Source organism: Hydrogenophaga sp. FW305-3-2-15-A-LB1, from assembly GCF_058787875.1.
In genome coordinates this window covers 1-17,511 of record NZ_JBYTAE010000013.1, presented here as the reverse complement: position 1 = coordinate 17,511, position 17,511 = coordinate 1, and the positions used below count along the sequence as shown (strand labels likewise).

Annotated in this window: 17 protein-coding genes and 1 pseudogene; 6 read left to right on the top strand and 12 right to left on the bottom strand. The window is 70.0% G+C overall.

All coding sequences use genetic code 11. The annotated features are described in order from the left end of the window. Window position 1: 1 nt before the first annotated feature. From AC3WPZ_RS05820 to AC3WPZ_RS05810, 3 genes are all read right to left on the bottom strand, one after another. Window positions 2-997 (bottom strand): Bug family tripartite tricarboxylate transporter substrate binding protein, encoded by a 996-nt coding sequence (locus AC3WPZ_RS05820; RefSeq protein WP_492438566.1) that lies wholly within the window; start codon window positions 995-997, stop codon window positions 2-4. Between the two features lie 116 nt (window positions 998-1,113). After that, window positions 1,114-2,343: a nicotinate phosphoribosyltransferase gene (gene pncB, locus AC3WPZ_RS05815; protein WP_492438565.1), complete on the bottom strand. Its 1,230-nt coding sequence runs from the start codon at window positions 2,341-2,343 to the stop codon at window positions 1,114-1,116. Between the two features lie 25 nt (window positions 2,344-2,368). After that, a complete protein-coding gene (locus AC3WPZ_RS05810) occupies window positions 2,369-3,184 on the bottom strand; it encodes a cysteine hydrolase family protein (protein WP_444688558.1) in 816 nt (271 codons plus the stop codon). Window positions 3,185-3,346: 162 nt separating this feature from the next. Between AC3WPZ_RS05810 and AC3WPZ_RS05805 the strand changes: the two genes are divergently transcribed. Continuing rightward, window positions 3,347-3,997 (top strand): NUDIX hydrolase, encoded by a 651-nt coding sequence (locus tag AC3WPZ_RS05805; RefSeq protein WP_492438563.1) that lies wholly within the window; start codon window positions 3,347-3,349, stop codon window positions 3,995-3,997. A gap of 19 nt (window positions 3,998-4,016) precedes the next feature. Then, complete coding sequence (locus tag AC3WPZ_RS05800; protein WP_492438560.1) at window positions 4,017-5,030, top strand: fumarylacetoacetate hydrolase family protein; 1,014 nt, start codon at window positions 4,017-4,019, stop codon at window positions 5,028-5,030. A 95-nt stretch (window positions 5,031-5,125) separates the two neighbouring features. On the opposite strand, the gene AC3WPZ_RS05795 is transcribed toward AC3WPZ_RS05800, so the two are convergent. The 4 genes from AC3WPZ_RS05795 to AC3WPZ_RS05780 form a co-directional block, all read right to left on the bottom strand. Continuing rightward, window positions 5,126-5,683 (bottom strand): YceI family protein, encoded by a 558-nt coding sequence (locus AC3WPZ_RS05795; RefSeq protein ID WP_382323147.1) that lies wholly within the window; start codon window positions 5,681-5,683, stop codon window positions 5,126-5,128. Window positions 5,684-5,699: 16 nt separating this feature from the next. Beyond that, on the bottom strand, window positions 5,700-6,263 hold the full coding sequence (locus AC3WPZ_RS05790; protein WP_492438559.1) for a YceI family protein: 564 nt from the start codon (window positions 6,261-6,263) through the stop codon (window positions 5,700-5,702). Then, on the bottom strand, window positions 6,260-6,811 hold the full coding sequence (locus tag AC3WPZ_RS05785) for a cytochrome b (RefSeq protein ID WP_444688560.1): 552 nt from the start codon (window positions 6,809-6,811) through the stop codon (window positions 6,260-6,262). The genes AC3WPZ_RS05790 and AC3WPZ_RS05785 overlap by 4 nt, the downstream gene beginning before the upstream one ends. Before the next feature lie 86 nt (window positions 6,812-6,897). Then, window positions 6,898-7,980 carry a substrate-binding domain-containing protein gene (locus AC3WPZ_RS05780; protein WP_492438556.1) on the bottom strand — a complete coding sequence of 361 codons (1,083 nt, stop codon included), beginning with the start codon at window positions 7,978-7,980 and terminating at the stop codon, window positions 6,898-6,900. 132 nt (window positions 7,981-8,112) lie between these two features. On the opposite strand from AC3WPZ_RS05780, the gene AC3WPZ_RS05775 reads away from it, so the two are divergent. Both AC3WPZ_RS05775 and fdhD read left to right on the top strand, forming a co-directional pair. Continuing rightward, entirely contained in the window at window positions 8,113-10,416 is a 2,304-nt protein-coding gene (locus AC3WPZ_RS05775; RefSeq protein ID WP_492438554.1) for an FdhF/YdeP family oxidoreductase, read from the top strand. Window positions 10,417-10,661: 245 nt separating this feature from the next. After that, entirely contained in the window at window positions 10,662-11,477 is an 816-nt protein-coding gene (gene fdhD, locus AC3WPZ_RS05770) for a formate dehydrogenase accessory sulfurtransferase FdhD (protein ID WP_444688578.1), read from the top strand. 12 nt (window positions 11,478-11,489) lie between these two features. Here the strand turns inward: fdhD and AC3WPZ_RS05765 are convergent, their stop codons facing one another. From AC3WPZ_RS05765 to wrbA, 3 genes are read right to left on the bottom strand one after another with little or no spacing between them, the layout of a single operon-like run. Continuing rightward, a complete protein-coding gene (locus tag AC3WPZ_RS05765) occupies window positions 11,490-11,951 on the bottom strand; it encodes a carboxymuconolactone decarboxylase family protein (RefSeq protein ID WP_492438552.1) in 462 nt (153 codons plus the stop codon). Window positions 11,952-11,988: 37 nt separating this feature from the next. Beyond that, a complete protein-coding gene (locus tag AC3WPZ_RS05760; RefSeq protein WP_492438550.1) occupies window positions 11,989-13,161 on the bottom strand; it encodes an MFS transporter in 1,173 nt (390 codons plus the stop codon). Then, on the bottom strand, window positions 13,158-13,784 hold the full coding sequence (gene wrbA, locus AC3WPZ_RS05755; protein ID WP_492438547.1) for an NAD(P)H:quinone oxidoreductase: 627 nt from the start codon (window positions 13,782-13,784) through the stop codon (window positions 13,158-13,160). The genes AC3WPZ_RS05760 and wrbA overlap by 4 nt, the downstream gene beginning before the upstream one ends. 101 nt (window positions 13,785-13,885) lie before the next feature. Here wrbA and AC3WPZ_RS05750 point away from each other — a divergent pair, with 101 nt between their 5' ends. After that, window positions 13,886-14,845 (top strand): LysR family transcriptional regulator, encoded by a 960-nt coding sequence (locus AC3WPZ_RS05750; protein ID WP_492438545.1) that lies wholly within the window; start codon window positions 13,886-13,888, stop codon window positions 14,843-14,845. 9 nt (window positions 14,846-14,854) lie between these two features. On the opposite strand, the gene AC3WPZ_RS05745 is transcribed toward AC3WPZ_RS05750, so the two are convergent. Continuing rightward, window positions 14,855-16,111, bottom strand: a complete 1,257-nt coding sequence (locus AC3WPZ_RS05745) for an MFS transporter (protein WP_492438543.1) — start codon at window positions 16,109-16,111, stop codon at window positions 14,855-14,857. 77 nt (window positions 16,112-16,188) lie between these two features. On the opposite strand from AC3WPZ_RS05745, the gene AC3WPZ_RS05740 reads away from it, so the two are divergent. Further along, window positions 16,189-17,268 (top strand): AraC family transcriptional regulator, encoded by a 1,080-nt coding sequence (locus AC3WPZ_RS05740; protein ID WP_492438541.1) that lies wholly within the window; start codon window positions 16,189-16,191, stop codon window positions 17,266-17,268. 28 nt (window positions 17,269-17,296) lie between these two features. On the opposite strand, the pseudogene AC3WPZ_RS05735 reads toward AC3WPZ_RS05740, so the two are convergent. Continuing rightward, window positions 17,297-17,511 (bottom strand): annotated as a pseudogene (locus AC3WPZ_RS05735) (phenylacetate--CoA ligase family protein); the annotation flags it as partial.

Here is a 17,511-nt window from a genome sequence, read left to right as displayed (position 1 = left end):
CTTATTGCAGGGTGATCTGAAGCTGGTCGACGGTGCGCTTCCACATGGCCAGGTCCTTGCGCACGATCTCGGTGTAGTCCTCGGGCGGCATGCCGCCGGCCTCGATGCCGTAGTTCTGGAACAGCTCGCGGATCTCGGCCGACACCAGCGCCTTCTTCACCTCGGTGTAGAGCGCCTGCACGATGGGCGCGGGCGTGCCGCTGCGCGCGAACAGGCCGTACCAGCCGTGCACGTTGAAGCCGGGGTAGCCCTGCTCGGCCACGGTGGGCACGTCGGGCAGGCCGGCGAAGCGGTTGGCCGGGGCCACGGCCAGCGCGCGCAGCTTGCCGGTCTTGATCTGCGCCAGCGCCGAGCTCATGTCGAGGAACATGAACTGGATCTGGCCGCCCAGCAGGTCCTGCACCGCCGGGGCCGCGCCGCGGTAGGGCACGTGCGTGACCTTGATGTCGGCGCGCTGCGCGAACAGCGCGGCGCCGAGGTGGGCCGAGGTGCCGTTGCCCGAGGAGCCGTAGTTGACGCTGCCCGGCGCGGCCTTGGCCATGGCCACCAGGGCCTGCAGGTCCTTGGCCGGGAAATCGGGCCGCACCACCAGCGCGTGCGGGATGTAGCCCACCACCGTGAGCGGCGCGAAGTCGCGCAGCGTGTCGAACGGGTAGTTGGGCATGAGCGCGGGGTTGGTCACCGCGAGGATGGACGGAAACACCAGCGTGTAGCCGTCGGCCGGGCCGCGCGCCACCTCGCCCATGGCGATCACGCCACCGCCACCGGGCTTGTTCTCGACGATCACCGGCTGCCCCAGCGAGGTCGAGAGGTTCTTGCCGACGGCGCGCGCCATCAGGTCGGTCGGGCCGCCGGCCGCGAACGGCACCAGGATGCGGATCGGCTTGTTCGGGAAAGCCTGTGACTGCGCCAGCGCGGGTGCCGCGAACGGCAGGACCAGGCTGGCGCCGAGCGCGGCGTTGAAGCGGCGGCGCGACAAGGGGGGTTGGGTGGTCATCGGTCGGTGTCTCCAGGTCTAGGTATGGGAAGGCGGCACGGCGTGGCCGTGACACCTCCGCGCAGCTTAGGTCGCCTGATCGCACCGCGCACCACCCCAATTCCAAGGAGTGGAATTCAGGGGTATGCCGCGATGCGGAACACCTGCCGCAGGTAGGCGAGGAAGGTCTCGTCGTCGCAGAGGGTCTTGCCCGGCGAGTCCGAGAGCTTGGCCACGGGCTGCCCGTTGCAGCTCACCAGCTTCATCACGATGTTCAGCGTCGGCAGGCCCATGTCGTTGGTGAGGTTGGTGCCGATGCCGAAGCCGGTCTGGATGCGGTCGGCGAAGTGCTCGTAGAGGCCGATCGCGGTCGGCAGGTCCAGGCCGTCGGAGAACACCAGCCGCTTGGTGTGCGCATTGATCTTCAGGCGCTCGTAATGCGCCAGCGCCTTCTCGCCCCAGGCCACCGGATCGCCCGAGTCGTGGCGCAGGCCGTCGAAGAGCTTGGCGAAGTAGAGGTCGAAGTCGGCGAGGAAGGCGTCCATGCCCACCACATCGGTCAGGGCCACGCCCAGGTCGCCGCGGTACTCCTGCACCCAGGCCTCCAGCGCCGCCTTCTGAAAGCCCTTGAGCTGCACGCCCACGGCCTGGAAGGTCTGCAGGTACTCGTGCGCCATGGTGCCGATCGGCACCAGGCCGTACTTCTTCGCTAGGTACACGTTGGAGGTGCCCTTGAAGAACTCGGGCACCTCTTTCGCGAACGTGGCCACCACCTCTTCCTGCCAGGCGGCCGAGAAGCGGCGGCGCACGCCGAAGTCGAAGAACTCGAACGGGTTCTGGCGCCGGGCGCCGACGGTGCGCAGCAGGGCGATCTTCTCGCGCAGGCGCCGGCGGCCTTCGCTCAGCACCTTGGGCGTGGCCAGGCGCCGGAAGTAGATCTCGTTGACGATGGCCAGCACGAAGATCTCGAAGAACATCACGTGGATCTGCGGCCCCTGGGCCACGATGATCAGGTGATCGCCCTCGGCGGCCACGGTCACGTAGCGGTGCTGGAGCTGGAAGATGCGCAGGAAGTCGATGAAGTCGGACTTCATGTAGCGCAGCCCACCCAGGTACTGCAGCTCCTCTTCGGTGAAGCGCAGGGTGCACAGGTGCGCCAGCTGGCGCTCGACCTCCTCCCGGATCTCGCTCAAGGGGTAGCCGGGTTCGTTGCGGCACACGAAGCGGTACTCCGCCTGGTTGGCCGGCATCGAGTGCAGCATGGGCTGCAGCATCGTGAACTTGTAGAGATCGGTGCCCAGCAGCGAGGTCACGACGGGTGAGAACGCCGCCTCGGCCTGCATCGCGGTGTCGGTGGTTCCGCTCATGTTGCGCTCCTTGTCTTGTCTGAAGTCAGCGGATCCGCGCGGCGAACTCGTCCACGTCCAGCACCAGGCTGCCGGCGGCCCGCGCGCGCTCGAAAAGGCCGTCCGCCAGTGTCTCGAAGCCGGGCACCGGGCTCATGCAGTCGCGCAGCAGCACCACCTGGGGCGCGAAAGCCGGCGCGCTGGCGAGGAAGCGCATGAACTGGTCGTAGCTGGCGGCCACGCAGTGGCTCGACGCCTGCCCCGCGAACGCGACGAAGTCGGCCCCACTGGCCACCGAGGCGGCCAGCGCGCGGTTGAACTGGGTGCCCGGCACCGAGGCCACCGGGGCGTCGGCCTCGAAGACGCCGAAATGCTCGGTCAGCGGGTACTCGCCCTTGAGCACCTTGGCCACCGCGCGCTGATGGGCCATCTCCCAGGCGGCGAGGCTGTCGGCGAGGTCGCTCTGGATGTTGTGGCCCCAGGTGGCCGTGACGCAGTGCACCGGCCACACCACCATGCCGGCCTTGCCCGCGGCGGCCAGTTGATTCAGCATGGCCATCACCTGGCCGGTGAGGCGGGCGTCGCGCGGTCGGTGCTCGCCGGCCGCCACGCTCGCGGCCGTGATGAAGGTGAACGGCGCCACGGCCTCACCCTCGCGCGTCAGCCAGAAGCTGGTGCGCTCGACCGCGACGCTGGCGTGCGAATCCAGCGTCACCGTGATGTCGCTGAGGCGAGCCGACTGAGCGTCGATGAAGCGGGCCAGGCGGCGCAGGTCGTCACGGGCGCCGGCCACCGGGAGCGCCGCGCCCTCGATGTCGCAGAAGTCGTTCTGGGGATCAATGATCAGGAGCTTGGTTCGCATGTCCATCCGTCCTTGGTGGGTGTCGATGGCCCCAGTATACCTACTTTGATTTTTTTTGCATCTTAGTCTTTCTGATTCAGGACATTTGCCGATGAATGGATCCATCCATCTATTCGGTGCGTTCTGAATCTAAGCAGTAGAATCCGGAAAAAATTCCCCACCATGGCCATCATCCTCACCGTCGACGTCGTGCTCCTGACCCTGGTCCAGGGCGAGCTGGAAGTCGCCCTGTTCAAGCGCGACGCCGAGCCCTTCAAGGGGCTCTGGGCCCTGCCCGGGGGCTACGTGCACGAGGACAAGGACGACCACGCCGGCGCGGCGGCGGCGCGCGTGCTCAAGCGCAAGGCGGGTGTCGTGAGCCCCTACCTCGAAGAGTACGGCACCTTCTCCGGCCCCGGCCGCGATCCACGGGGCTGGTCGCTCACCGTCGTCTACTACGCCCTGGTGCCGCCCAGCGTGCTGGGCGACACAGTCCAGCGGTTCCCGGTGGGCAGGCTGCCCGCCCTGCCCTTCGACCATGCGCAGATCATCGCCGGCGTGGTGGCGCGCGTGCGCAACAAGGCAGCCTACTCGTCGCTGCCGGCGTTCCTCTGCGGCGATCAATTCACCGTGCCCGAACTCCACGCGGTGTACGAGGCGGTGCTGGCGCAGCCCTTGAACCTGCCCAACTTCCGGCGCAAGCTCGATGACCTGGGCATCCTGGAAGAAGTGCCCGGCGCGACCAAGCTCGGCGGCCGCAACCGCCCGGCCCAGCTGTACCGGCTCAAGAAACAATTCCGTTCCGCGCTGAGCGTGCGCGAGCGCGGCCTCTGACACCGACCACCACCACCCCATGACCCCAAGTCCCCTGCACCTGCGACTCGCCACCCGCCACAACGGCACCCGAGACGGTGAACTCATGCTGGTCAGCCCGTCCGGCCAACAGTGGGTGCCCGCCGGCCGCGACCTGCCCACGCTGCAGGCCCTGCTGGACGTCTGGGATGCCCAGGCCCCGGGCCTGGAGCAGCGCCGCCTCGCCCTGGAAGCCGAGGGCTGGCGCGGTGCCGAGCGCATCGACCCGGCCCATTGCATGGCGCCATTGCCCCGGGCCTACCAGTGGGCCGACGCCTCCGTCTACCGCAACCACGCGCGCCTGATCTACCAATGGCGCAAGGAGCCCATCCCGCCGCGTTACGACATCGAACCCCTGGTGTACCAGGGCGGTTCGGACGTGATGCTCGGCCCCGTGGAGCCCATCGTGGCCACCGATGCCGCCCACCTGGTGGACCTGGAGGCCGAGGTCGCGGTGATCACGAAGGATGTGCCCATGGGCACCACCGCCGAACAGGCCGCCGATCGCATCGCGCTGGTGGTGCTGCTCAACGACGTGTCGCTGCGCGGCCTGATCCCGGGCGAACTCGCGAAGGGCTTCGGCTTCTACCAGAGCAAGCCGGCCACCAGCTTCGCCCCCATCGCGGTCACCCCCGCCGCGCTGGGCGAGGCCTGGAAGGACCACATGTTCGACGGGCGCGTGCGCATCGAGCTCAATGGCGAGCGCTTTGGCGAGCCCCATGCCAACAGCGAGGTGGTGTTCAACTTCGCGCAGATCATCGCCCACCTGGCGCGCACCCGCAGCCTGGTGGCGGGCAGCATCGTGGGCGCGGGCACGGTCAGCAACGCCGACCCCGATTCGGGCAGCGCCTGCATCACCGAAGCCCGCGTGCGCGCGCAGCTGCAAGGCGAGCCCGAGGACCGGCTGCCGCCCTACCTTCAGCACGGCGACCGCGTGCGCATCCTGGCCGGCGGCCCGCAGGGCGAGGCCTTGTTCGGGGCCATCGACCAGGTGGTGGAGATCCGTTCGCGCTGACTCACAGCGCTTCGAGGCGCTTCGCGGTGTCCCGCATGTGGGCCAGGTAACGGTCCTTCATTTCCCGCACCGTCGTGAGGGCCGACCCCGGTCCGTCACTGCTTGATCCCTTCGACCTGCAGCACCAGCCTCACACTGTCGGGAAAGCGCGGGATGCCGAACTCGATGCCCCAGGCGCTGCGGTTGATGGTGGCCTCGAAATCGCCGCCGCAGACCTCGCGCTTGAGCATGCCGTTCATGTAGCAGGTGAAGCGCAAGGCCTTGAGCTTGACGGGATGGGTCTTGCCCACCAGGGTGAGCTGGCCGTTGACTTCCACCACCTTGTCGCCGTTGAAGACGAACTGGTCCGCCACGAAGCGGGCCGTCGGGTGCTGCTCCACATCGAAGAAGTCCTTGGACTGCAGCTGCTTGTTGAACGGGGCCACGCCGGTGTTGATCGAGCTCATGTCCAGCGTCAGGCTGACGCTGCCCGTCTTGCCCTGCGGATCGAACTCGACGACCCCCTCCTTCTTGTCGAAGCGGCCGCGGTTGGTCGAGATGATGTGGTCGATCTCGAACATGACGTGGGTGTGCAGCGGATCGAGCTGGTAGGTGGCCGATTGGGCCGACGCGCAGGCCGATGCGGCGAGCAGCAGAGACAACAGTTTCTTCATGGTGGTTACCGGAGGGTTAAAGCGCCGCCATGCCGGACAGCGCGAGTTTGAAATTCACCTGCACTTCGTTGGCGACCAGGGAGGTGTCCGACCAGTCCCCATCGCCGACCTTGAATTCGAGCCGCTTGACCGTGAAGGCGCCGGTGGCGAGGGTCATGGCGCCGCTGCGTGCCAGCGCCACCGGGATGCGCACGGCCCTGGCCGTTCCCTTGATGCTCAGCTGGCCGGCCAGTTCGTACCGGCCCGGGCCCACGGCCTGGATGGCCACGGAATCCAGGCTGGCCTGCGGAAACTTCGCGGCGTGCAGCCAGTCGCTCTTGACCGCCTCGGCGTCGGTCTCCGCCGAACCGAAGCGCGCGCTGCCGGTGTCGATGCGCAGCGCGACCTTGCCGGCCTCGGGTTTCTTGGGGTCGAAGTGGACCTGGCCGCTGAACTTCGTGAAGCGCCCCGCCACGGGCACGCCCATCTGGCGGAAGGTGAAGGCGATCTCGCTCTGCGCCGGCTCCAGGGTCTGGGCCATCGCCACACTGGCGCCCGACAGGACGAAGGCGGCGATGCCGATGCGAAGGCGGTTGTTCATGCCTGGTTCTTTCCAGCCGTTCGCGGAAGCATGCGCGACAGCAGGCCGTCCTTGTGAATGAATTGGTGTTGCACCACGGCCGCCAGGTGCAACGCGATGGCCGCCCCGAGCGCCAGCGCCAGGCCGGCGTGAACGGACTTCAAGTCCTCCGCCAGCGCCTTGTCGGGCGCCACCAGATCGGGCAGGGGCAGGACGCCGAACACGACCACGGGAAACCCGGACGCGGAGCTGTAGACCCAGCCCGCCAGCGGCACGGCGAAGAACAGCGCGTACATCAGGCCGTGCGAGCAATGGGCGGCACGGCGCTGCCAGGGTGGCATGGGCAGGTCCGCCGGCGGGCGGTGCGTGGCGCGCCACGCCAGGCGGACGACGGAGAGCACCAGGATGGTGATGCCCAGCCACTTGTGCCAGTTGTAGAGCTTGAGCCGGGCCGGCGACATCGGCAGGCCGGTCATGTAAACGCCCAGGGCGATGGCCGCCAGGATCAGCAGCGCAGCCAGCCAGTGAATCGCGATCGCGGTCGAAGAGTATTTGAGGTTCGGCGTCATCGGGTGCATCCCATGGGCCGATCCTAGGTCGGGGTGTCGATACGTTCAAATACTCGTTTTGTATTCCCAGCAATACCTTTCGCGTATCAACCAGAGGGCAGTACGAACCGGTACGCATCCTGGAACGGCATCGCCCGGCCCAGGTCGGCCGGGTCGTAACCCGGCAACTGCGCGAGCGTGGCCCGAAAGCCGGGGTCGCGCAGGGCGGACAGCACCGCCTGCATCGCGGGCGCGGTCATCACGTCGTCGCGGCACAGCAGGAAATAGCGCTCGGTGGCGATGGGCACGAAGTCGAGCTTGAAGTGCCGCGCCGGGGGTTCGAGCCCGAAGCCCACATCGGCCATGCCGCTGGCCACATAGGCGGCGACGGCGGCGTGCGTGTACTCGCCCTGCTCGAAACCGGCGATGCGTGTGGGGACGATGCCCTGCGCCTTGAGCAAACCCTCCAGCAGCAGGCGCGTGCCCGATCCGGGCTGGCGGTTGATGAAGCGCACGGGGGCGCGCGTGAGGTCGGCCAGCGCATAGAGCTCGCGCGGGTTGCCGGGCCGCACCATCAGGCCCTGGCGGCGCGTGGCGATGTCCACCAGTGTGAGGTCCAGGCCTTGCAGCCAGGGCTGGTAGTGCGCCAGCGCCATGGCCTCCATCGGCCCGATGGGCAGGTGAAAACCGGCCACGTCGCACGCGCCTTCGCGCAGCGCGGCGGCCGCCGCGGCACTGCTCGCATACGAGAAGCTGAGCTTCAGGCCGTCCTGCGCCAGCCGGTCGATCAGCCGCTCGATGGCAAAGCCGTGGCTGGCCTGGATGCGCAAGGCCGCGGGCGCTTCGCTCAGGGCGCCGCGCAGTTCCTCGGCGAGTTCGGAAGACAGCGTCTCCAGCGCGGGCCGCAGCCGGGCGTGGATGCGCTTGTCGGCCCAGACGATGCGCGCGCCCAGCTCGGTCAGCGTCGAGCCCTTGCCGCGCTCCATCACGAGCAAGGGGGTCCCGAACTGCTGTTCGCCTTCGCGCACCACGTCCCACGCGCGGCGGTAGGACATGCCCAGCCCGCGCGCGGCGTTCAGCAGGCTGCCCTGCTCGGCCACGAGCACCAGCAACTCGATCAGGCGCGCCGGCAGGGGCGGGCCATCGGGCTCCTGGATGGTCCAGACGGGGCGGATGGAGACCTGTTTCATGCGCTTATGTGAGGCGGTGCTTATGCAGCGGGCTGCCGGTGCATCGGACCGAAAGCTTCATATTGATGGCGAACGGAAATCACGGGACGATGCCGGACAGGCCAGGACGCCTGCATTCTCACCGAGACCCTGATGAATCCACAGAAGATCGAGTTCTACACCGGCCCCGCCGGCGGCTGGGGCGCCTTGAACAGCGTGAAGAACGCGCTGCTGCGGCAGGACATTCCCCTCAAGGGCGCCAAGACCCTGCTGTCGGCCAACCAGCCCGACGGTTTCGACTGCCCGGGCTGCGCCTGGCCGGACCGCCACCACGCATCCACCTTCGAGTTCTGCGAGAACGGCGTGAAGGCCGTGGCGGCCGAGGCCACCGCGCGCCGCGCCGGGCCCGAGCTGTTCGAGCGCCACACCGTGAGCGAGCTCGCGCGGCAGAGCGACTTCTGGCTGGAAGACCAGGGCCGGTTGACGCACCCGATGGTCTACGACGGCGTGCTCGACCGGTACCGCCCCATTGGCTGGGACGCCGCCTTCGCCCTCATCGCGAGCCACCTCGACGCCCTGCCCGACCCCAACCAGGCCATGTTCTACACCTCGGGCCGCGCCAGCAACGAGGCGGCCTTCCTGTACCAGCTGTTCGTGCGCGAGTACGGCACCAACAATTTTCCCGACTGCTCGAACATGTGCCACGAGCCCAGCGGCAACGGCATGCGCCCGCAGATCGGCGTGGGCAAGGGCACGGTGACGCTGGACGACTTCGAACTCGCCGACGCGATCTTCATCTTCGGCCAGAACCCCGGCACCAACCACCCGCGCATGCTGGGCGAGCTGCGCGCCGCCTCGAAGCGCGGCGCGCGCATCGTCAGCTTCAACCCCTTGCGCGAACGCGGCCTGGAGCGCTTCCAGGACCCGCAGAGCAAGATGGAGATGGCCACGCTGGGCTCCACGCCGATCAGCTCGCACTACTTCCAGCTGCGCGGCGGAGGTGACCTGGCGGCCGTGAAAGGCATGATGAAGCGCCTGCTGGAGCGGCACGACGCGGGCGAGCAGGCCTTGCTCGACCACGCCTTCATCGCCGAACACACCGTGGGTTTCCAGGCCCTGGCCGACGACCTGCGCGCCGAGTCCTGGGACCTGATCACCGAGGAGTGTGGCCTCACGCGCGAACAGATCCACACCGCCGCCGACCTCTACGCCGGGGCGAAGAACACCATCGTCTGCTGGGGCATGGGCATCACCCAGCACCAGCACGCGGTGGCCACCATCCAGATGCTGGTGAACCTGCTCCTGATGCGCGGCAACATCGGCCGGCCCGGTGCCGGTGCCTGCCCGGTGCGCGGCCACAGCAACGTGCAGGGCGACCGCACCATGGGCATCTGGGAGAAGCCGCCGGCCGCGCTGCTGGACCGGCTGCGGCAGGTGTTCGGCTTCGAGCCGCCTCGCCAGAACGGCGTGGACACGGTGGAGGCCATCCAGCTGATGCGCGAGGGCAAGGGCAAGGTGTTCTTCGCGCTGGGCGGCAACTTCGCCGCCGCCACGCCCGACACCCACGAGACCTGGAAGGCGCTGCGCCAGTGCGACCTCACGGTGCACGTGGCCACCAAGCTCAACCGCAGCCACGTGGTGCACGGCCGCGAGGCGCTGATCCTGCCCTGCCTGGGGCGCACCGAGATCGACGTGCAGGCCACGGGCCCGCAGGGCGTGACGGTGGAGGACTCCATGAGCATGGTGCACCTCTCGCTGGGCATCAACCCGCCGGCCTCGGAACACCTGCTGTCCGAGCCGGCCATCGTCGCGCGCCTGGCCGCGGCCACGCTGGGCCGGCGCAGCCGCACCCCCTGGCTGTGGCTGATCGAGGACTACGCCCGCATCCGCGACCAGATCGAGGCCGTGTTCGACGACTTCAAGGACTTCAACGCCCGCGTGGCCGTGCCCGGCGGCTTTCGCCTGCGCAACACCGCCAGCGAGCGCGTGTGGGACACCCCGGCGCGGAAGGCCACGTTCTTCCCGCACCCGGTGCCGCGCGACACGCCGGTGCACCGCGCGCGCCGGTCCATGCAGGCCCGCCAGCGCGACACCCTCGTGTTCTCGCTGCTCACCACGCGCTCGCACGACCAGTACAACACCACCATCTACGGCATGGACGACCGCTACCGGGGCGTGTTCGGCCAGCGCCGCGTGGTCTTCATCCACGCCGAGGACCTGCGCGCCCTGGGCCTGGCCGATGGCGACTGGGTGGACCTCCACACCGTGTGGGACGACGACCAGCACCGCCGCGCCGACCGCTTCCGCCTGGTGGCCTACGACATTCCGCGCGGCTGCCTGGCCGCCTACTACCCCGAGACCAACCCGCTGGTGCCGCTGTCGGCCACCGCGATCGCGGCGGGCACGCCCACCTCGAAGGCGATTCCGGTGCGCCTGACGCCCCACCTCGAGCCATGAACGGCACCACCACGCTCACCCCGCTGGCCGAAGCCATCCTGCGCGAACTGGCCAGCACACCCGAGGCCAACGGCATGTCGCTGCCACGCCTGGGCAAGCGCCTGGGTCAGGGCGTCAGCGTGCTGATGCGCCAGCTCACACTGATGGGCCACGCGGTCATCGGCGGCGCGCACGGGCCCGGCTGGGTGCGCGTGGAACAGGTCGACGACCGCTGGGTGGCGCACCTCACGGCGGCCGGGCGCTCGATGGCCGCGACGCCCCAACGCCCGCCGGCCGGCGTGCGGGCCAGCGAGGTGCAGGTGCGCCGCGACGGACTCGCCAGCCTGGCCACCGACTGGGTGGCCGACGAAGTGGCCGTCGCGCTGGTGTTCAACGGCATCTCGCATGCCGTGATGATGGCCACGCCGGCCGACCTGGAAGACTTCGCGCTGGGCTTCGCCCTCACCGAAGGCCTGTTGCTCGACCCCGGCGAGCTGCGCGGGGTGGACGTGGTGGACACGCCCGATGGCATCGAGGTGCAGTTGGAGGTGGCCAGCGCCTGCGAGTGGCGGCTGCGCGAACGCCGGCGCAGCATGGCCGGGCGCACGGGTTGCGGCCTGTGCGGCACGGACTCCCTCGCCGCCGTGCGGCAGCGGCCGCCGGCCGTGCCCGCCTTGGGCATCGCGCCCGCCGCCGTGGCCTCGGCCCTCCAGGCCCTGCCCGCCCACCAGCCCCGGCAGCAGCTCACCGGCGCCACGCACGCGGCGGCGCTCTGCCGGATCGACGATGGCGGCGTGGTGCTGGTGCGCGAGGACGTGGGGCGGCACAACGCGCTGGACAAGCTGATCGGCGCGGCGCGGCGGGCAGGCTTCGACCCTTCGCGGCACTTCGTCGCGCTCACCAGCCGGGCCAGTTTCGAGATGGTGCAGAAGACCGCGCGCGCGGGCATCTCGGTGCTGGCCGCCGTCTCCGCGCCCACGGCCATGGCGATCGACGTGGCGAACGAGGCCGGTCTGCTGTTGATCGGCTTTGCCCGGGGCGACGGCATGGTGGCGTACACCTTCGCGGACCGACTGGGCTGAGCCCGCCCGGCCTCAAGCGGCCGCAAACGGGGTGTCGGGCACGGGGGTGTGGAAGCTGGCGTTGAGCACGTTCCACGCCCGGATGGCGCCGACGGCGAACGTCAGCTCCGCGATCGCGCCGTCGCTGAAGTGCCGCCGCAGGTCTTCGAAGTCGGCATCGCTCGGTGCCCGTTGCGGCAAGGCGTTCACCGCCTCGGCCCACTGGAGCGCGGCGCGCTCGGCGTCGCTGAAGAAGCGCGGCGCCTCGCGCCAACCCGCCACGGCGTTGATGTGCCGTGGGTCCATGCCCTGCTTCACCAGGTCGGCCCAGTGCATGTCGATGCAGAACGCGCAGCCATTGATCTGGCTGATGCGCAGGTTCACCAGCTCCTTCAGCCGTTTGTCCAGCGTGGCGCCGGCCACGTGTGAAAGCTGGGCCAACGCCTTGGCGGCCTTGGGCGCCAGCGTGAAGTAGTCAAGTCGGGGAGAGGACATCGTGAGCTCCTGGGTTGAAAAGGGAATCCTTGTCTTGCTAGACGGGCCTCGGCGCCGCTTTGTGACAGACGGTCCAGGCCATCGCCAGTGCCGCGGCCACCACCCAGGCCGCGGCGGCCGGCCAGCCGTGGCGGTCCACCGCGCTGCCGACCAGCACCGGCCCGAGCGCCTGGCCCAGGTTGCTGCCCTGCATGAGCAGCCCCACCACCAGGGCCGCCTGCGCGGGCGTGGACGTGACCCGCGGTACCGCGGACAGCAGGCTGGCCGGGACCAGGCCGCCCACCGCGGAGAACACCAGGCACAGGGCCAAGGCCATGCCCGGACCCAGCACAGGCAGAAAGATGCCCAGGCCACAGAGACCCATCGTGATCGCCGCGCAGGCGCCCAGCACCTCACGGCCCACCTTGCCCAGCAGGACCCCCGCGCACAGGTTGCCCACGATGTTGGCCGCACAGGCCACCGCGGCGAGCAGCCCGACGGCACCGGCGCCCACCTGCAGGCGCTGCTGCAGCAGCACGGGCAGAAAGCTGAAGAGCGCGAAGAACATCAGGCTGTAGAGCAGGAACGTGGCGGCCATCGCCAGGGGTTCGGAGCGCCAGACCTCGGCCAGGCGGGCCGGGTCGTCCGCGCGGGCAGGCCGTGGACCACGCGGCACCATGCCCACCACCAGAACCGCGAGCAGACCGGCCGCCAGCGCGGCGGTCACCCACAGGCTGCGCCAGTCGCCGAACCACGGCCCGGTGAGCATCGCCAGCGCCATGCCCGCAGGCATGAAGCAACTCCACAAGACCAAGGCGGTGGCCTGATCGGCCGCGCGCACCCGGCGCGCCAGCACCGTGGGCCCGGCCACCGTGATCAGCAGGAACCCCAGCCCCTCCACCACGCGCGACGCCAGCAGCACACCGAAGCGGTCGCTCGGCACCGCCATCGCCGCCCCCAGTGCCGTGGCCAACAGCCCGAGGACCAGCATGCGGTGGTCGCCGGCACGGGCCACCACGGAGCCCGCCACCACGCCGCCCAGCGCGCCCAGCACGGCGAAGGTGGCACCGAGGGCGCCCAGCAGGCCCAGGCTGAGGCCCAGATCGGCCTGAAGCTGGGGGGCCGCGATGGCGACCTTGCCCAGGTGAAAGGCCGAGACCACCCCGGCGGCCACCACCACCCCGACGGCCCGCCAGTCGGTGCGGGCCGGGTTCGCAGAGAAGCCGCTCACGCCACCGCCATCGGCTGCGACAGCGCGAGCGCCCGCGCCACCCGCGCCACATGGGCCCCCTGGTAGCGGGCCGCTTCGATTTCATTCAGGCTGGGCTGGCGGTCGCCGCCCGACCCGTCATCGGCCAAGGTGGCCGCGCCGTATGGCGAGCCGCCGGTGATCTCGTCCATGCGCATCTGGCCCTTGAAGCTGTAGGGCAGGCCCACCACCACCATGCCCAGGTGCATCAGCACGATGTGCGTCGAGAGGATGGTCGACTCCTGCCCGCCGTGCTGGCTGCCCGTGGAGGTGAAGACGCTGCCCACCTTGCCCACCAGCGCATCCCGGGCCCACAGGCCACCGGCCTGATCGAGAAAGTTCTTCATCTGCGCGGCCATGTTGCCAAAGCGGGTGGGCGTGCCCAACACGATGGCGTCGTACGCCGCGAGCTCCTCCACGGTGGCCACCGGCACGTCTGGCGCCAGCTGGTAACCGGCTTTGCGGGCCACGGCGTCCGGCACCAGTTCGGGCACGCGCTTGACCACGGCCTGCGCGCCCGCCGTGCGCGCGCCCTCGGCCACGGCGTTGGCCATGGTCGCGATGTGGCCGTAGGAAGAGTAATAGAGCACCAGCACCTGGGTCATGACGTGAACACCTCTCATGTGGGAATGGGAGAAGTATCGGCAGCCACATTGATCTGCGGAAGGCCTAAAATTTTGAGCTTCCTGATCTACGGAATCGATCAATGCTGGACGCCCTCACCCTCGATCAGATTCGCATGTTCGTGACCGTGGCCGAGGCCGGCAGCTTTCGGGCCGGGGCCACGCGCCTGCGGCGCGCGCAGTCGGCCGTGAGCCACGCGATCGCCAACCTCGAACACCAGCTCGACGTGAGCCTCTTCGATCGCAGCGGCCACCGGCCCACACTCACGCCGGCCGGCCTGGCCTTGCTGGAAGACGCGCACGCCGTGCTGCTCAAGGTGGATTTCATGCGGGCACGCGCGCGCGGCCTGGGCGAGGGCGTGGAGATCGAGCTCTCGCTGATGGTGGACACGCTCTACCCGCTGCCCGTGGTGGCCGCCGCGCTCAAGGCGGTGCGCGAGACCTGGCCGTCGGTTCGGCTGCGTCTGGCGGTCGCGCCACTGGGCGGTCCGCTGCAAGCGCTGCGCGAGCGGCAGTGCGACCTGGCCATCATGGCCGGCGAAGACTTTCTCGATCCGCGCATCGAGACCGAGGCGCTGCAACGCGTGCCCATCGTGGCGGTGGCCGCCGCCAGCCATGCGCTGGCGCGGCGCCGCAAGGCGCTCACCAGCGTCGAGCTGGCCGACCACGTGCAGATCGTGCTGGAAGATCCCACACCGCTGTCCGAGGGACGCGACTTCGGTGTGCTGTCGCCCCAGACGCTGCGCGTGGGCACGCAGGACGCCAAGCGGGCCCTGATCCTGGGCGGGGTGGGCTGGGGCCGCCTGCCGCGGTGGGTGATCGAGCGCGAACTGGCCGAGAAGCAGCTGGTGCCCTTGGCCGCCACGGCGCTCGGTCCGCTGGGCGTGGCGCACACGCAGACCTACCTGGCCCGCCGCACCGACCGCGCCCTCGGTGTGGCCGCGACGGCCCTGCGCCTCGCCTTGCACCAGCACGCGTCGCCGCCGCAGGCGCGCCAGCGGCGCGTGCGCAATGCCGCGGGTTCAGGCCCGACGACGCCCTGACGCCCTGGTTCAGTGATGAACCGGCACCGGCTGGGCACCGGCCCGTTGGCCCTGCGGCCGGGGACCGTGGCGCAGGGTCAGCAAGGTGCCCAGCACGATGGCGACCAGCGCGAAGGCCGGCGCGCCGAGCGCGCCCACGTGATCGACCAGCAGCCCGCCACCCACCGCGCCGCTGGCGATGGCGATCTGGAACGCCGCCACCATCAGGCCGCCCGCGCCTTCAGCGTGGTCGGGCGCGGCCCGCACCACCCAGGTCTGGAAACCGACCGGGAACGCGCCGAACGCAAAACCCCAGAGCGCCACCGCCACGGCGGTCACCAGCGCCGACGAACCCGCCAGCAACAGGCTGCCCGCCATGAGGACGACCAGCGTGCCACCCGCCACGATGGCGCGGCGCTCGCTGCGCTCGGCCAGGTAGCCGCCCGCCAGGTTGCCGAAGAAACCCCCGATGCCGTAGCCCAGCAGCACCACCGAGATCGCCTGGACGGACAGGTGGGTGACGTTTTCCATCAGCGGCCGGATGTAGGTGAAGCCCGCGAAATGGCCGGAGATCACCAGCAGCACCGCCAACAAGGCCATGCGCACCTGCGGCCGCAGCAGCAACTGGCCCAGCACGCGCAGACTGGCGTGGTCGCGCGGCGGCAGCGCGGGCAGGGTGATGGCCTGCGCGACCAGCGTCACCACGCTGACCACGCCCGCGGCGACGAAGGCGCTGCGCCATCCCCACAGATCACCCATCCAGGCGCCGATGGGGGCGGCGCACACCGTGGCCACCGACACCCCCGTGAGGATCAGCGACATGGCGCGGGCGAACCGGTCCGCGGGCACCAGCCGCAGGGCCAGCGCGCCCGCCAGGGCCCAGAAGCCGCCCAGCGCCACGCCCAGCAACACGCGGGCCAACAGCAGCACGGGCAGCGAGGTGGCCGTCGCGGCCATCAGGTTGGAGACGACCAGCAGCAGGCTCAGCGCCAGCATCACCCACTTGCGGTCCAGCCGCCGCGTCAGCAGCGGAAAGGCGGGGGCGGCGACCGCGCCCACCAGCGCCGTCGCCGTGACCGTCTGGCCCGCGGCGCCGTTGCTGATGCCCAGGTCCGTGGCCATGGCCGTCAACAGGCTGGCCGGCAGGAATTCGGCGGTCACCAGGCCAAAAACGCCCAGCGCCAGCGAGCCGACGGCGGCCCAGTGGGACGAATCCGCGTTCGCTGGCGGCGGCGGTGCGGCCACGGCTTGGGAGGGATCGATGCAGGTGGAGCAGGAGGAGGACATGAATGGAACAGGGGGAAGCCAGCAAGACCGCCAGCTTAGGGATAAGATGCCGGCGTTTCCATGTGGGAAAAGCCGAAATGCTTGACTATTCCTCCGAATCTCCCGCCCTGCTCGAGGGGAGCGCCGCCCGTGGCGCGGCGGACGCGCCACCCCGCCCGGCCGACCTGCTGAGCCGCATCCTGCTGGGCTTGCGACTCGACGGCGTCGAATACGGCCGTTGCGTGATGCAGCCGCCCTGGGCCGTGGCCTACCCCGCGCGGCCGGAGGCCCGTTTCCATTTCGTGGCGCGCGGCGGCTGCTGGCTCTGGCTGCCCGGTCACGACTGGGTGCGGCTGGACGCCGGCGACGCGGTGCTGCTGCCGCGGGGCAGCTTTCACATCCTGGCCAGCGCGCCCGACGTGCCGTGCGTGGACATCGAATCGCTCTCGCGCACCCCGGTGGCGGACAACATCTACCTCATCGGCGGCGCGCCGCAGCCCGCGCCCCCGGCCTCATCGCCATCAACGCCGGACGAAGGGCCTCCAGGCGCGCCGAACGACATCGTCTTCTGCGGCGCCATGCGCTTCAACCTCGATCCCCTGCACCCCCTGCTGGCGATGATGCCGGACGCGATGCGCGCCAACGAACTGGCCACGCGAGACCCCTCCGTGCCCGCGTTGCTCGAAGCGATGGAGCGCGAGGTCGCGCTGGATCGCATCGGCGCCTGCGGCATGCTCGCGCGCCTGGCCGATGTGCTGGCCGCCTGCATCATCCGCGCCTGGGTCGAGTGCGCCTGCAGCGACGCCAGTGGCTGGATCGCGGCGGTGCAGTGCCCCCGCATCGGCAAGGTGATCGCCGCGATCCACACCGAGCCCGAACGCGATTGGACGGTGCCGGCGCTGGCGGACCTGATGGGCGCCTCGCGCTCCAGCTTCGCCGAGTTGTTCACGCGCACCTTGGGCGAGAGCCCGGCGCGGTACGTGACCCGCGTGCGGATGTTCCAGGCGCGCCGCTGGATCGAGCGCGAAGGCATGCGCGTGGCCGTGGCCGCCACCCGCCTGGGTTACGACTCGGAGGCCTCGTTCAGCCGCGCGTTCAAAAGGGTCATCGGGCATCCACCCGGTGCCTTGCGGCACAAGCGGGCCGCCGCGGATCGGCGGGAGGCGCGCCAGCCCTGAAAGGGGGATCGCGTGCGCCTCTTGCGCCTCAGGCGCAGCAGCGGCTGTCCTCGATGGTCTTGCCGTCGTTGGGCAGGGAGCCCGGCTGGACGAGCTCGACCTGGGCGCGCAGCTTGGTGACCTCGCGCACGGCGGCCTCGATCTGCTGCCGCAGGCCGCTGTCGGTCTCGCTGGCCTCCACGCGCAGGCACATCTGGTCGTTGGCCATCTCGCCGCTGACCACCAGGCGGGCCTTCTTCACCT